This is a genomic window from Micromonospora sp. bgisy143, from assembly GCF_057708145.1.
Window position 1 is genome coordinate 20,849 of the sequence record NZ_JBYIRN010000045.1, and the last position, 13,514, is coordinate 34,362.

Consider the following 13,514-nt stretch of genomic DNA (forward strand, 5'->3'; position numbering starts at 1 on the left):
CGCGGGTGCGGTCAGATGCCGGTGGCTCTCGTGCAGGACGAGACCGGGTCGAGGACGACGTCGACGGTGTCGACCCGGCCGGCCCGGACGCGTGTGCGGTGGGTCTGCGGTGTCCACCCGTCCCTGGCGACGATCACCTCGTAGCGACCCTTCGGCAGCCACCAGACGTACCGGCCCTGGGCGTTCGCGGTCAGGGTCCAGCCGGTCGCCGTACCCACCCTGTTCACCCGGACCGTCGCCGCGACCGCGACGGTGGCCCCGGCGCAGGTGACCCCGGTGACCGTGCCCTGGATCCTGCCCCAGATCGCCGGCGGCGACACGGTCATCCGCAGCGGCACCGCCGGAACCCGGTACGGCGTGTCGGACGCGATCCCCAACTCGCCGGAGTAGGTGCCCGGCTGGGCCACCCCGGCGGCGGCCGTGGCGCGCAACGAGACGGTGACCTTTCGGGAGGCACCCGGCGCCAGGGTGAACGTGCCCGGTTCGGTGGTGAGCCAGGGCAGGTCCGCCTCGCCGGCACACAACTCCAGGCCGCTGAGTCGTTCAACGTCCGGCGAGCCGACGAAGGGGGACGGCGATCCGCCGATCCGGTACGCGCCGCAGGCGGCCGCGCCCCGGTACCGACCGGACTGGACGTTCGGCAGGTCCCGCCAACTCCCCGCCACCGGGTCGTACGCGATGGTCCGGTTGGTCACCGTGGTGGACGCCGCCGTGACCCCACCGGCCAGGACCAGGAGGTCACCGGCCGCCGCGTACTGGGCGCCCCAGAGGTCCACCGGCAGGTCGGGCAGGCGGTGCCAGGCGTCCGCCGTGGGGTCGTACCGGTAGGCGTCGGTGTAGTCGGCGTCGCCGGTGCCACCGGCGCAGTAGACCGCGCCGCCGATCCCGCCGCAGGACAGCCAGGCCACCGGGTGCGGGTACGCCGCTCCGGTGTGGAACGTGCCCGTCGTCGGGTCGAGGACGACGAGCTGATCCGACTCGGTGCAGTCGTTGTCCCGGCAGCCACCGACCAGGTAGACCTTGCCACCGGTGACCGCCCCGCCGGCCGCCGCCACCGGGAACGGGTTGACCGCTGGAGCCAGCGTGCTCCAGGTGTCCGTGGCCGGGTCGAACACGTCCACCGAGGCGACGGTGCTGTCGGCGGCGCCCCAGCCACCGAGGACGTACAGCTTGCCGCCGACGGCGGCCGTGACCGGCTTGGCGCGGGCATTCGGCATGTCGGGCAGCGCCGCCCAGGTGTCCGTGTCGGCGTCGTAGCGCCAGGCCTTACGCTCCTGGCCGCTGCCGCCACCGCCGCCGACGGAGTAGACCTTGCCGTCCAGGGTGGCCGCCGCGTTGTCGTAGACCGCCGCCGGAAGGTCGGCGACACCGGTCCAGGCATCAGACGTCCGGGGCGCGGTCCCGGTCCGAGTCCCGTCGTACGCGGTGCCGGTGCGGGCCTTGCTGATCCCCTTCCTGCGCTGCTCCCGTAGCGGCGCTCCCGCCCGGGACAGCAGGTCGAACCGTCCGTTGCGCTCCACCAGGTTGACGGTTGCCGGCGCGGTTCCGGTGTTGCGGACCGTCAGCTTCACGGTCCGGGTGCTGGCATACGGCTGGTACGACTCCATGGTCGCCGGTGTGACGGTGAGCCGGCCGGCGGCCAGCGCGACGTCGAGGCGACGGACCCCGTCGGCCGGCACCGTCGTCGTCTCGGTGGCCACCTGGTACGGCGGGCGGCCGGCGGTGAACCGGCGCGTCCCGGTCAGCCCGGAGAAGAGCCAGTAGAAGCCGTCCGGCTGGTTCGGGTCGTCCGGTGTCGGCGCTGACCTGCCGCGGTCCTGCGGGCGGTCGACGCCGGCCACGGTGACCCCGTCGAGCGGCGTGTCGGTGTTGCGGTCGGTGGTCACCCCGACCACCAGGCCGCCCGGGGCGGGCACGCAGTCGCGGTTGACCACCTGCACGTCGTCCACCTGCCACCACCAGGCGAAGCTGCCGTGGAAGCGGAACCTGATCAGTACCGCGGCGGCCCCGGTCGCCGGGTCGAGTGGCACCTCCTCGACGACCGGTCCGCGCCGGCTGGTGGTCTGGTGCCAGACGGTGGTCCAGGTGGTACCGCCGTCGGTGGAGACGTCCACGTCGGCGGTGTCGCTCACGCCGACCGCCCGCCAGTCGCTGTGGAAGCGCAGCACCGGCGCGGGTGTGCCGCGCAGGTCGACGGTGGGGCTCACCAGGTCGGTGTCCTGGGTCCGGCCGGAGCCGAGGCGGTCGCTGTCGGCGATGGCGAAGGCGCCGCTGCCGCCGGTGAGGTTGCCCCGTTCGGCCACGTCGGTGAAGGTCCAGCCGCCGTCATCGGTGTGGTTTCGCACCGACCAGCCGTCCGGTGTCGCGCCGCTGTCGAAGCTCTCGGTCAGCAGGGGTGTGCCGAAGCTGCCGGTGTAGCCGGCCGCCGTGCACGAGGTCTCGACCGGTACGGCGATGTCGGCCGTCACGGGGTCGCCGGCGGTGACCACGTCCCGGGTGACCGTCCGGTAGCCGGGGTAGCGGGCGGTGGCGGTGAGCCGGTACGTCGCGTTGCCCGGCACGGTGAACGAGTACCGACCGGTGGCCGGGTCGGTGAACACCGGTGCGCCGGGACGACCGGCTACCTCGATCCGGGCGTAGAGCGGCCAGCCGTGCCCCGATCCGTCGGTGATCCGGCCGGCCACGGTGACCGTCGGGTTGGCCGTCAGGGCGAAGTCGCGGGTGACCGTCCCGCCCTCGGTGACGGTGACGGTGGCGCTCTGCCCGGCGTACCCGTAGGCGCTGACGCCGATCGTCGCCGCGCCGGCCGGCGCGGTGAGCGCGTACCGGCCGTCCGCGCCGGTGGTGACGCTGCGGGTGCCGTCGCCGACGGTCGCGCCGGCGATCGGGTCCCCGCCGTCGGCCGTGGTGACCGTGCCGGTGACCCGTCCGACGGCGCCGCGCGGTGCGGCCCGCACCGCCGCGTACGCGTCCAGTCGGCCCTCGCCGAAGACGTTGTTGTCGGCGGCGGTGCCTCCGCAGGCGGTGGCGTCGACGTCGCGGGCGGTGCGGTCCAACAGCTCCTCGGTGGCGGCGACATCGCCCTTGAGGGTCGGTGCGGCCGACCAGAGCAGCGCCACCGTGCCGGAGACGTGCGGTGCGGCCATCGAGGTGCCGTCGTAGGCGGCGTACGAGTCGCCGGGAACGCTGGAGCGCACGTTGCCGCCCGGCGCGGCCACGTTCGGCTTGTACGACCGCGCGTCGGTACCGACGCCCCGCCCGGAGAAGTCGGAGATGGCGTTCTGCGCGTCGTACGAGCCGACGGCGTACGCGTTGGCGCTGTCCCCGGGGGAGCCGGCGCTGCCGCAGGCCGGACCGTCGTTGCCGGCGGAGAAGACGCCGAAGATGCCGGCCGCCCGCCAGGCCGCGATGGTCTGCTCGAACCAGGGGTCGCCGCCGGCACCGCCCCACGAGTTGTTGACCACGTCGGGGCGCAGGTCGGGGCGGGGGTTCCGCCCGTTCAGGTCGGTCGGGGCCAGCACCCACTGGCCGGCGGCGAGCAGCGAGGCGTCGGTGCAGGAGTCGGTCTCGCAGCCCTTCGCGGCGATCCACTTCGCGCCGGGGGCGACGCCGATCTGGTTGCCCGCGCCGTCGTCGCCGACCATCGTGCCCATGGTGTGCGTGCCGTGGCCGGCGTTGTCGCAGGGCGCGGCGCTCGGGCACACACCGGCCGGGTCGTACCAGTTGTGGTTGTGGTCGAAGGTGCCCCCACCGAGGTTGCCGCGGTACGCGCGGACCAGCGCCGGGTGGTCGTACTGGGCGCCGCTGTCGATGGTGGCGACGACCACGCCGTCGCCCCGGTCGCCGAGCTCGTTCCACACCTGCGGAGCGTTGATGTTGGTGAGCCCCCACTCCGGGCCGTTCGCCTCCGCGCGGCTGCCGGTCGCCGGGGTCGGCCGCAGCAGGGGGTAGCTGCGGCTGGGCTCGATCCGCGCCACCTCGGGCCGCTTGGCGATCTCGTCGAGCAGCGCGCGATTCCCGGTGACGCGTACCGCGTTGGCGATCCAGTACGCGGTGTGTGGCGCCTTGCGGGTCTTGAGCAACGCGCGCAGACCCCGCTGGGTGCGGGTGGCGGTGGTGGTGAGCAGCCGGTGCACCTCGCGGGCCCGGTCGTCCGGGTCTCGCAGCTTCGCGCTCCGCGCCACCGGCGCGGTGCTGCGCAGGTAGACGAGGAAACTGCCGCTGCCGGTGGTGCCGAGTTGGCGGAGCAGCAGGTGGTCGACGCGGGCGGGCGTGGGCGCGGGTCGGGCGGCGACGGCGGGCTGGGCGGTGAGGGCCAGCAGGGCCGCGCCACAGGCCACGGCTGCTCGCCAGCGGACGGATCTCATCTTCGGTGGTGGTTGGAGCACTGTTCCTCCCCATGTGGGGTCCCGCTGGGTTCGGGACCTGCTCGGACGGTGCTCAATACCTAACGATCGGCCGCTGACCTGGCGTTATTCCGGTTGAAGGGCGGGCGGCCGGACCGCCGACGACTGCCGTGCGGCGGGCCGGACGGCCCGTGACACCATGGCCGGGTGAGCGGTGCTGTCCAGACGGGTTGGCCCTCGTCGAGCGATCCCGCCCCGCCGGCGCGGCGTGGGCGGCGCTGGCTGCCGGTTGCGACCGTGCTGTGGGCTCTGTTGCTGGCCGGGCTCACCTGGCTGTCGGTCCGCGACGATCCGCCGACGGTGCGCGAGCAGCGCACCCTGGCCGAGGCCGCCCCGGTGGTCGACCGGGCGGTCGGCGAGCTGGCCCGGGCTGCCGGCCCGGCCGGGCTGCTGGAGCTGGGACCGGCCCGGGTCAGCGCGGGTTGCCGGGTCACCCCACTCGCCGACGGCGCGAGGCTGCGTCGCGAGGTCGGTGTGTTGGCGTCCGCCGGCACCGAGCGGACGGTACTGACCGGCATCGCCGACCGGCTGCCGGCGAACTGGCGGGCCGGGGTCGGTACCGGTCTGGACGGTCCGGAACTGCGCGCCGACGCCGGGGAGTTCGTCGCCGTCGCGGGGCGGCCGACCGGAGACGGCAGGCTGCGGTTGACCGTCGACACCGGCTGTCGGCCGCCGGGCGCCGGTCACGATCCGACGCCGGCCACCACCGCCGGCCCGGAGACGGCGGCCCTCACGGCCGCCCTCACCGCGCTGGGCCGGCCGACCGCTGACGCGCCGGACCTGGTCACCGCGCCGTGTCCGGACGGCACGCTGGCCCGTACCGCACGGTCCGCCGCCGGTCCCGGCCCGGCCGAGACCGGCGCGCTCGCCGCGCTGGCCGGCGGCGCACCACTGCTGGACAACCCACCGGTGTACGCGTACCGCACCGGCGACGTCACCGTGCTCGCCGAACTCGGCCCGGACGCCGCGCGGGTGGCCGCCACCCTCGGCTGCCCCGGCTGAGTCGGCGGGTCAGCCGTCCGTTCCGCGACCGTCGGCCTCGCGGCTGCGCCCCAGCGCGTCGACCTGGCCCCAGCGGCCGGGGATGTCCAGCAGTTCCACCCGGCCCATGCCCGGCGGCACGGCCGGATCGATGATCAGGTGCTCGCCCTGCGGTTCCAGCCCGAGCATCACCCGCAGCAACAGCAGCGGGGTACCGCTCGACCAGGCCTGCGGGCTGCACGCGGTGGGGTACTCCACCGGGTAGCCGGTGCGGCTGCGGGCGTAGCCGGCGAACGCCTCCGGCAGCCGCCCGCCGAAGTACGTGGACGCGGCCAGCATGGCTTCGCAGAGCATCCCGGCCTCCTCCCGGTAGCCGTACCGGCCCAGCCCCCAGGCGATGATCGAGTTGTCGAACGGCCAGACGGTGCCGACGTGGTACCCGATCGGGTTGTACCGGCCCTCGCCCTCGGCCAGGGTCCGTACCCCCCAGCCGGAGAAGAGCCGCGGCCCGAGCAGGTGTTCGACCACCTTGCCGGCCCGCGGCTCGTCCACGATCCCGCTCCACAGCAGGTGCCCGATGTTCGACGTCAGCGCGTCGACCTGCTGACCGTCGGCGTCCAGGGCCAGCGCGTAGTACTCGCGGTCGGCGATCCAGAAGTCGCGGTTGAACCGCTGCTTGAGCTCCGAGGCCTCCCGTTCCAGCCGGTCGGCGTACGCCGGGTCGTTCCATACCTGGCGGGCCAGCCGGGCGGCACGGACCTTCGCGTCGTACGCGTAACCCTGTAACTCGCAGGTGGCCCGGGGGAAGCCGGGGAGCCGGCCGTCGGCGTACGAGATGCCGTCCCAGGAGTCCTTCCAGCACTGGTTCTCCAAGCCGGTCTCCGGGTTGCGGGTGCGGTACCAGACATAGCCGGTGCCGAGCAGGTCGCCGTAGGTGTCGATCCAGTCCAACGCGGCGCGGATCTGCGGCTCCAACTGCTGGACCAGTGCGGTGTCGCCGGTCCAGCGCTCGTACTCGTCGACCAGGATGACGAACAGTGGCGTCGAGTCCGCCGATCCGTAGTACGGCGAGTGGGGCTGCTCCTCGAAGCCGGCGGTCTCCCCGTACCGCAGCTCGTGCAGGATCTTGCCGGGCTCCTCGTCCCGGAAGTCGTCCACCCGGTGCCCCTGTAGGCCGCCGAGCATCTGGACGGTCGGCGGGACCAGTCCCGGCAGGAACGGCAGCACCTGCAACGAGGTGATGATGCTGTCCCGACCGAAGAGGGTCATGAACCACGGCAGCCCGGCGGCGATCAGCCGTACGCCCAGGGCGATCGACTCGTAGCGCAGCGCGGCCAGGTCGTTGAGGCTGCGCCGGTACGCCCCGGCCAAGGGCTCGCAGTCACAGCCGAGCGTCGGCGCCCGGTCGATCAGATCCCGGTGTTCGGCCCGGATGGCGTCCCCGCCGCGCCCGCCCGCGTACGGCAGGGTCGCCCGGATGTCCTCGCCCCGCGCGCCGAAGACGGTGGTGGAAACCTGTATCCGGGTCCGCCACTCGCCGTTGCGGCCGATCCGGACCCGGAACGTCATCCCGGCGGCGTCGACCTGCGCCGGCGCCGAGGAGCGGATCAGGGTCTCCCGGTGGAAAGCCTCCCGCCGGTACGTCAGGCGCAGCGCGCCGTCGGCCTCCTCGATCGTCGTGCGGCCCACCTTCTGTTGGGCGTGTTTGATCTCGAACAGGTCGGCGAAGTCGCTGCCCATCTCGATTCGGACGGTGAACTCGGCCGCGTCGCCGGAGTGGTTGAGGACGGTCAGTTCCTCGTCGAAGCCGCTGCCGATCTCCCGACTGCGGATCATCGAGGCCTTGGCGTCCAGGTAGTGGGTGGGTTCGCCGGGCGCGAGGAAGAACGTGGTCCGGTACGACTCGCTGTCGTCCACGGAGAGGGCGTGCAACCGCTGCCCGTCGAGGGTGAGCACCCAGCTCGACAGGAAGCGGGTGTCGAAGGAGAACAGCCCGGTCGGGAAGTCGAAGGACGGCTCGATGTCCCCCCGACGGTCACTGACCAGGAAGGTGTTGCCGTCCAGGATGCTGACGAGGTCCTTCACGACCGCCGTCCGACTACCTCGCGGGCGACCTCGCGCGGGTCCCGGGTGCCCGGTGGGTCCGGGAAGAAGCGGCGGAAGGCCAGGAAGAGCTTCACGTCACCGCTGAAGGTGCTCTCGTTGCGCAGCACGGCGGCGAGCGCCTGGGACTCCCCGGCGATCAACCTGTCGAACAGGGCCGCGCTGCTGTACCAGATGGCGTCGGCCGGACCCCGCTCGCGAGTGGCCTGTGCCTCTCCGGGCCGCATCCGGACCAGCCAGTGCTCGGTCTGGTGGTCGATGCCGAGGTCGATCTGGAGGGTTCCGGCCACCGGGCCGCGCAGGACCGTCCGTGCCCGCGCCGGCAGGGATTCGAAGAACCTCTGGGTCGCCTCGGTCACTCCCGAATCGTAGGCAGCGCCTCGGGTTGCCGGGTCGGTATTGGCACTCCAGGGGTCAGTAGACGAGCGCCTGCGCGCCCTCGGTCATCGCCTCCTCGACGAAGACCGCGGCGCCCGCGATCCGTACGCCGGGCAGTACGTCCTCCGGGCCGATCTCGCGACGGGCCGCGCACTGGGTGCAGGCGGTCACCTGGCCGCTGGTCAGGACGACGTGCAGCAGCTCGGCCAGCGGCGCGGAGTGCGGCAGCTCGAATTCCTGGGCGCGACCGGGCAGCGCGAACCAGGTCGACTCCCCGGTCAGCCAGAGCGAGACGTCCACGCCGGCCGCGACCGCCGTGGCGGCGACCGTGAACGCCTGCGCGCAGCGCTCCGGGGCGTCCGCCCCGGCGGTGACCTTGACGACGAGAGAGCGGGCCATGAGGCCCAGCATAGGATGGTCACGATGGTTACCGAGATCGGGTTCGTCAGCCTGCTGGTCGCCGGCCTGGGCGGACTCGCCGGCGGCTTGGTCTACCTGGCGGTAAGGATTTCAAGGGGACGTTGGTGAGCGCACAGTGAGCGACGAGAATCCGCTGCAACCGCCGTGGCTGAACGCGCCGCCGGTCGAGGAGTACCCGTACGAGGAGAGCTACGACCTGCGCGTCGGCCCGAAGCTGCACCCCGCGCTGGACGGGCTGCTGCCGTACATCGGTCTGTGGCGTGGTCGGGGCAAGGGTGGCTTCCCCACCATCGAGGACTTCGACTACGCGCAGGAAATCAAGATCAGCCACGACGGCCGGCCGTTCCTGCACTACGAGTCGCGGGCCTGGATCCTCGACGAGCAGAGCCGGCCCGTTCGTCCGGCCGGCCGTGAGGTCGGCTGGTGGCGACCGGTGCTGGTGGACGGCCGCGCCACCGACGAGCTGGAGGCGCTGCTCACGACTCCCACCGGGGTAATGGAACTGCACCTCGGCAAGCGCACCGGCACCCAGGTCGAGTTCGCCACCGACGCGGTGGTGCGGACGGCGACCGCCAAGGAGGTCACCGGGGGGCACCGCCTCTTCGGCATCGTGGAGGGCGCGCTGCTCTACGCCCAGGAGATGGCCGCGATGGGTCACCCGCTCAGCCCGCACCTGTCGGCGCGGCTCGTCCGGGTCGGCGGCTGACGGCTGACGGCTCAGTCGACGGGGAAACCCAGCAGCTCGTGCAGGGCCGGGGTACGCGGGCAGGGGTCCCGGCGTACCCCGTCCAGCATCCGGACCTCGGCGAGTCCGCGTACCGAGGAGCTGAACCAGACGCCGTCGGCGGCGTGCAGCTCGGCCGGCGTCACCATCCGTTCGGCGCCCTCCAGGCCCAGCTCGTGCGCGTGGGCGAGCAGCCAGGCGATGGTCGTGCCGGGCAGGATGCCGGTGGTGGCGGCGGGCACCGTGCAGATCGTGTCGCCGGTGAGCCACACCACGTTGGCGGTCGGCCCCTCCAGGGCGTACCCGTCGGACGAGACCCAGAGCACGTCGTCCACCCCGGCCCGTCGCGCCCACCGGCGGGCGGCGCTGTTGACCGCGTACGAGGTGGACTTGATCCCCGCCGGCAGCCAGTCCAGCCCGGTACGGGCGTCGGCGGGCACCCCCAGCGGCAGGACGGCCACGGTTATCCCGGCCCGTCGCGCCGCCAGCGACGACGCCGGTACCGCGGTCAACGTGGCGTAGACGGTCGGCGGACCGCCGGCCTCCGAGCCCCGGGTGCACACCAGCCGCAGCGCGCCCTCCACCTCCGCCGGCCAGCCCGCGAGCACCGAGTCGAGCAGGTCGGTCAGCGCGTCGGTGGGCGGCAGGTCCAGCTCGACGGCTGCCGCCGCCGTGACCAGCCGGGCCAGGTGCTCGTCGCGTAGCCACGGTCGCCCCTGGCGCAGGTGCATCGACTCGAAGAGCCCGTCGCCGCGCAGGACGCCCAGGTCGTCGCCGCGCAGCACGGGCTCGTCCGCCGGAATCGGGCCCCGTCCGAGCACGGCGATCCGGGTGCTCGGGTTGGCCGGGACATTACCGGCGGACGACGTCACCATGACCGTCGAGCGTAGCGGCGGACGCCGCGCGCGGGGGACCGGCGCGATCGCCGAACTATGATCGGACGGTGTCCGAATCCTCCCTCGCGGAAATGCTCCGGGCCCGTGGACTGCGGTTGACGGCCCAACGGCAGCTCGTGCTCCAGGCGGTACTCGATCTGGGCCACGCCACCCCGGAGCGGGTGCACGCCGCCGTGCGAGAGGTCGCCGCCGGGGTCAACATCACCACCATCTACCGCACGCTGGAGCTGCTGGAACGGCTCGGCCTGGTGACGCACACCCACCTGTCGCACGGTTCGCCGACCTATCACGCGGCGGGTGAGCACCAACACGTCCACCTGGTCTGCCGGGAGTGCGGCGCGATCGACGAGATCGATCCTGAGCTGCTCCGTCCGCTCGCCGAGCAGTTGGTCGCGCAGCGCGGTTTCCAGGTGGACATCGGGCACGTGTCACTCTTCGGCGTCTGCGGCCGTTGCGAGAACGGGGACCACACATGATCGACATTGCGGGCGCGGTGGCCGTCGAGAGCATCGACGAGGCCAGCCGCGACCAGCCGGACCCGGCGCACGTCGCCGCAGGCGTGCGGGGGGTGGCCGCGCACTACGGCGACCCGCTGCGCGAGCAGCGCGTGCTGGACACCGAGGTCGGCCTGGTCGACCGCTCCCACCGGGGGATCGTCGCGGTGCCCGGCGAGGAGCGTGCCGGTTGGCTGCACACGATCACCTCGCAGCACCTGTCGACGCTGGCCGCCGGTGAGGGCACCGAGCTGCTGGTGCTCTCCCCGCACGGGCACGTCGAGCAGCACGCCCTGGTCGCCGAGGACGGCGAGACCACCTGGCTGGACACCGAGCCGGGAGCGACCGAGGGCCTGCTGGGATACCTGGAGAAGATGCGGTTCTTCAGCAAGGTCGACCCCCGCGACGCCACCGCCGAACGGGCGCTGCTGTCGCTTGTCGGTCCGGCGGCGGCGGAGGCCGTGGGCACGCTCGGCGTGACCGGGCTGGCCGCACCGGACCTGCTCCCGGTGCCGGGTCCGAAGTTCGCCGCCGGGGCTGTGCCACCCCGGGCGGGCATCCGGTACGACGTCCGCCCGCTGCCGATCGGCGGCTGGGCGCGACGTGGCCTCCTCGGGGTGGACCTGCTGGTGCCCCGCTCGGCGATGGAGCAGGTGGTCGCCGAGCTGCGCGGCGCGGGCGTACCGGTCGCCGGCCTCTGGGCGTACGAGGCGATCCGGGTGGCCGCCCGGCAGCCCCGGGTGGGGGTGGACACCGATCACCGGACCATCCCGGCCGAGGTGGACCTGATCGGCCCGGCGGTGCACCTGGACAAGGGCTGCTACCGGGGTCAGGAGACGGTCGCCCGGGTGCACAACCTGGGCCGGCCGCCGCGCCGCCTGGTGCTGCTGCACCTCGACGGGGTGACCACCGACCAGCCGCCGGCCGCCGGTACGCCGGTGACCCTCGATGGCCGGGCGGTGGGTTTCGTGGGCACCGCTGTGCTGCACCACGAACTGGGTCAGGTCGCCCTCGCCGTGCTGAAGCGGAACGTCCCGGACGACGCCGCCCTGATGATCGGCGAGACCGTGGCGGCGATCGACCCATCCTGACCGGCACGTCTAGGATCGCCGGCATGACGACAGGGACGTTGATCACGGTGGCCCCGACCGGGGCGGAGTCGGCCAAGGCGGAGGTTCCGGCGCTGCCGGTGACCCTGGACGAGTTGCTGCTCACCGCCAAGGAGTGCGAGGCGCTCGGTGCCGCCGTGATCCACGTCCACATCCGCGACGACGAGGCCCGGCCGACCCTCGACCCGGCCCGCCTGGCCGAGACGGTGGCGGCGCTGCGGGAGAGCACCGACCTGATCGTGCAGCTCTCCTCGGGCGGCGCGGTGACCGATCCGGAGGCTGCCCGGCTCGCCGTGCTCGACGCGCGCCCCGACATGGCCTCCTGCACCATGGGCACGGTCAACTTCGGCGACGATGTCTTCCTCAACCGCTGGGAGTTCATCGTCGACCTGCACACCCGCATGCAGGAGCGGGGGATCGTGCCGGAGTACGAGATCTTCGACCTCGGCCACCTGTCCGCGTTGCAGCGGTTGCTCGGCAAGTACGGGCTGCCGGCGGGCGGGCACGTGCACGTCGACTTCGTGATGGGTGTGCCGGGCGGGATGCCGGGCACCACCGAGACGCTGGTGGCCGCGCACCGGATGCTGCGGGACCTGCCCGAGGGCACCACGTTCTCGGCCACCGGCATCGGCCGCAGCACCATCCCCGTACTGCTAGCCTCGTTGTCGACCGGCGGACACCTGCGGGTCGGCATGGAGGACACGGTGACGTACGCCAAGGGTCGCCCGGTCGAGTCCAACATGCAGTTGGTCGCCCGCGCGGTCGGCTTCGCCCAACTCGCCCAGCGGCCGCCGTTGACCACCGTCGAGGCCCGCACGCTGCTCGGGCTGTAAGGCCGAGGGCTTCCCGCGCCCCTGTCACTCGGCCGGTGGACGACCTGGTCACCCCGCCGACGGGCGACCCGATCCGCTGGGTACCGTCCAGCACGTGGGAAAGACGTACGAGGGCGGCGTGCCGCTCGCCGAGGTGGTCCGGTCCGGGTTCGTGGAGGGTGGGCACCGCGGCTCGGTGGTGGTGCTGGACGCGACCGGGGCGCCGTTGGCCGCAGCCGGGGACGTGACCGCACCGGTCTTCCCGCGTTCGGCCAGCAAGCCGATGCAGACGATCGGGATGCTCCGCGCCGGCCTGCCGCTCACCGATCCGGCCGACCTGGCGCTGGTCTCGGCCAGCCACGCGGGGGAGGACTTCCACCTGGCCCGGGTCGACGCGCTGCTCGACCGGGCCGGACTGGACGCCGCCGCGCTGCACTGCCCGCCCGACCTGCCGGCGGGCGTGGCGGCCCGGGAGGCGGTGCTGCGCGCCGGGGGCGGGCCGACCCGGGTGCAGATGAACTGTTCCGGCAAGCACAGCGGAATGCTGCTGACCTGCGAGGCCGCCGGTTGGCCCCGGGACGGCTACTGGCGGCCGGAGCACCCGTTGCAGCAGCGGTTGCGGGCGACCGTCGAGGAGTTCACCGGTGAGTCGGTGGCGGCGGTGGGCGTGGACGGCTGCGGCGCGCCGGTGCTCGCGGTATCGCTGACCGGCTTGGCCGGCGCGTACCTGCGGCTTGTCGATGCCGAGCCGGGCTCGGCGCCGCGCCGGGTGGCCGACGCCATGCGTGCGTACCCGGAGATCGTGGGTGGCACCCAGGCCGACGACACCCGGCTGATGCGCGGTGTTCCGGGCCTGCTGGCCAAGATCGGCGCCGAGGGCGTGTTCGCGGTCGGGCTGCCGGGCGTCGGCGCGGTGGCCCTGAAGATCGACGATGGCGCTGACCGGGCGCGGATGCCGGTGCTGGTCTCCGCGCTGCGGCGGCTCGGGGTGCAGGCACCGGTGCTGACCGAGTACGCCGAGGTGCCGCTCTTCGGCGGCGGCGTCCCGGTCGGCGCGGTCCGCCCCCTCTGGTAACCAAGGCGCCCGCACACCCACAAGCCCCCCGCCCCCGCCCCCGCCCCCGCCCCCGCGCCCGCCCCCGCGCCGCCCCCGGGCGCCCGTCCCCGCCGTTGATCATGAAGTTGTTGTCA

The 13,514-nt window shown here is 73.4% G+C and carries 12 protein-coding genes; 7 read left to right on the forward strand and 5 right to left on the reverse strand.

Annotated elements, in window-relative coordinates; genetic code table 11:
- Positions 1 to 11 precede the first annotated feature (11 nt).
- The gene (locus AC3EN4_RS30660) at positions 12 to 4,367 is read right to left on the reverse strand and encodes a S8 family serine peptidase (RefSeq protein ID WP_435209915.1); all 4,356 of its coding nucleotides are present in this window, start codon (positions 4,365 to 4,367) and stop codon (positions 12 to 14) included.
- 186 nt (positions 4,368 to 4,553) lie between these two features.
- Here AC3EN4_RS30660 and AC3EN4_RS30665 point away from each other — a divergent pair, with 186 nt between their 5' ends.
- Complete coding sequence (locus tag AC3EN4_RS30665; RefSeq protein ID WP_435209901.1) at positions 4,554 to 5,408, forward strand: hypothetical protein; 855 nt, start codon at positions 4,554 to 4,556, stop codon at positions 5,406 to 5,408.
- Between the two features lie 9 nt (positions 5,409 to 5,417).
- Here the strand turns inward: AC3EN4_RS30665 and AC3EN4_RS30670 are convergent, their stop codons facing one another.
- From AC3EN4_RS30670 to AC3EN4_RS30680, 3 genes are read right to left on the reverse strand one after another with little or no spacing between them, the layout of a single operon-like run.
- A complete protein-coding gene (locus AC3EN4_RS30670) occupies positions 5,418 to 7,472 on the reverse strand; it encodes an amylo-alpha-1,6-glucosidase (RefSeq protein WP_435209902.1) in 2,055 nt (684 codons plus the stop codon).
- Entirely contained in the window at positions 7,469 to 7,849 is a 381-nt protein-coding gene (locus AC3EN4_RS30675; RefSeq protein WP_435209903.1) for a hypothetical protein, read from the reverse strand. The genes AC3EN4_RS30670 and AC3EN4_RS30675 overlap by 4 nt, the downstream gene beginning before the upstream one ends.
- 55 nt (positions 7,850 to 7,904) lie before the next feature.
- Complete coding sequence (locus AC3EN4_RS30680) at positions 7,905 to 8,279, reverse strand: DsrE family protein (protein WP_421473395.1); 375 nt, start codon at positions 8,277 to 8,279, stop codon at positions 7,905 to 7,907.
- A gap of 12 nt (positions 8,280 to 8,291) precedes the next feature.
- Here AC3EN4_RS30680 and mtfM point away from each other — a divergent pair, with 12 nt between their 5' ends.
- Together mtfM and AC3EN4_RS30690 are read left to right on the forward strand one after the other, a co-directional pair.
- The gene (gene mtfM, locus AC3EN4_RS30685; RefSeq protein ID WP_030327764.1) at positions 8,292 to 8,396 is read left to right on the forward strand and encodes a small membrane protein MtfM; all 105 of its coding nucleotides are present in this window, start codon (positions 8,292 to 8,294) and stop codon (positions 8,394 to 8,396) included.
- Positions 8,397 to 8,403: 7 nt separating this feature from the next.
- On the forward strand, positions 8,404 to 8,994 hold the full coding sequence (locus AC3EN4_RS30690; RefSeq protein ID WP_421473394.1) for a heme-binding beta-barrel domain-containing protein: 591 nt from the start codon (positions 8,404 to 8,406) through the stop codon (positions 8,992 to 8,994).
- Positions 8,995 to 9,005: 11 nt separating this feature from the next.
- Here the strand turns inward: AC3EN4_RS30690 and AC3EN4_RS30695 are convergent, their stop codons facing one another.
- On the reverse strand, positions 9,006 to 9,887 hold the full coding sequence (locus AC3EN4_RS30695) for an aminotransferase class IV (protein WP_435209905.1): 882 nt from the start codon (positions 9,885 to 9,887) through the stop codon (positions 9,006 to 9,008).
- Positions 9,888 to 9,955: 68 nt separating this feature from the next.
- On the opposite strand from AC3EN4_RS30695, the gene AC3EN4_RS30700 reads away from it, so the two are divergent.
- From AC3EN4_RS30700 to AC3EN4_RS30715, 4 genes are all read left to right on the forward strand, one after another.
- Complete coding sequence (locus AC3EN4_RS30700) at positions 9,956 to 10,384, forward strand: Fur family transcriptional regulator (RefSeq protein WP_435209907.1); 429 nt, start codon at positions 9,956 to 9,958, stop codon at positions 10,382 to 10,384.
- Positions 10,381 to 11,493 carry a CAF17-like 4Fe-4S cluster assembly/insertion protein YgfZ gene (ygfZ, locus tag AC3EN4_RS30705; protein ID WP_435209909.1) on the forward strand — a complete coding sequence of 371 codons (1,113 nt, stop codon included), beginning with the start codon at positions 10,381 to 10,383 and terminating at the stop codon, positions 11,491 to 11,493. The genes AC3EN4_RS30700 and ygfZ overlap by 4 nt, the downstream gene beginning before the upstream one ends.
- 23 nt (positions 11,494 to 11,516) lie before the next feature.
- Complete coding sequence (locus tag AC3EN4_RS30710; RefSeq protein WP_435209911.1) at positions 11,517 to 12,344, forward strand: beta-keto acid cleavage family enzyme; 828 nt, start codon at positions 11,517 to 11,519, stop codon at positions 12,342 to 12,344.
- A gap of 94 nt (positions 12,345 to 12,438) precedes the next feature.
- Positions 12,439 to 13,398 carry an asparaginase gene (locus AC3EN4_RS30715; RefSeq protein WP_435209913.1) on the forward strand — a complete coding sequence of 320 codons (960 nt, stop codon included), beginning with the start codon at positions 12,439 to 12,441 and terminating at the stop codon, positions 13,396 to 13,398.
- The last annotated feature ends 116 nt before the right edge of the window (positions 13,399 to 13,514 follow it).

Excerpts from the sequence above, each read along its gene's own strand:
- AC3EN4_RS30660 (WP_435209915.1), bottom strand. The coding sequence starts at position 4,367 with ATGAGATCCGTCCGCTGGCGAGCAGCCGTGGCCTGTGGCGCGGCCCTG.
- AC3EN4_RS30680 (WP_421473395.1), bottom strand. The coding sequence starts at position 8,279 with ATGCTGGGCCTCATGGCCCGCTCTCTCGTCGTCAAGGTCACCGCCGGG.
- mtfM (WP_030327764.1), top strand. The coding sequence starts at position 8,292 with ATGGTTACCGAGATCGGGTTCGTCAGCCTGCTGGTCGCCGGCCTGGGC.
- AC3EN4_RS30695 (WP_435209905.1), bottom strand. The coding sequence starts at position 9,887 with ATGGTGACGTCGTCCGCCGGTAATGTCCCGGCCAACCCGAGCACCCGG.
- ygfZ (WP_435209909.1), top strand. The coding sequence starts at position 10,381 with ATGATCGACATTGCGGGCGCGGTGGCCGTCGAGAGCATCGACGAGGCC.
- AC3EN4_RS30710 (WP_435209911.1), top strand. The coding sequence starts at position 11,517 with ATGACGACAGGGACGTTGATCACGGTGGCCCCGACCGGGGCGGAGTCG.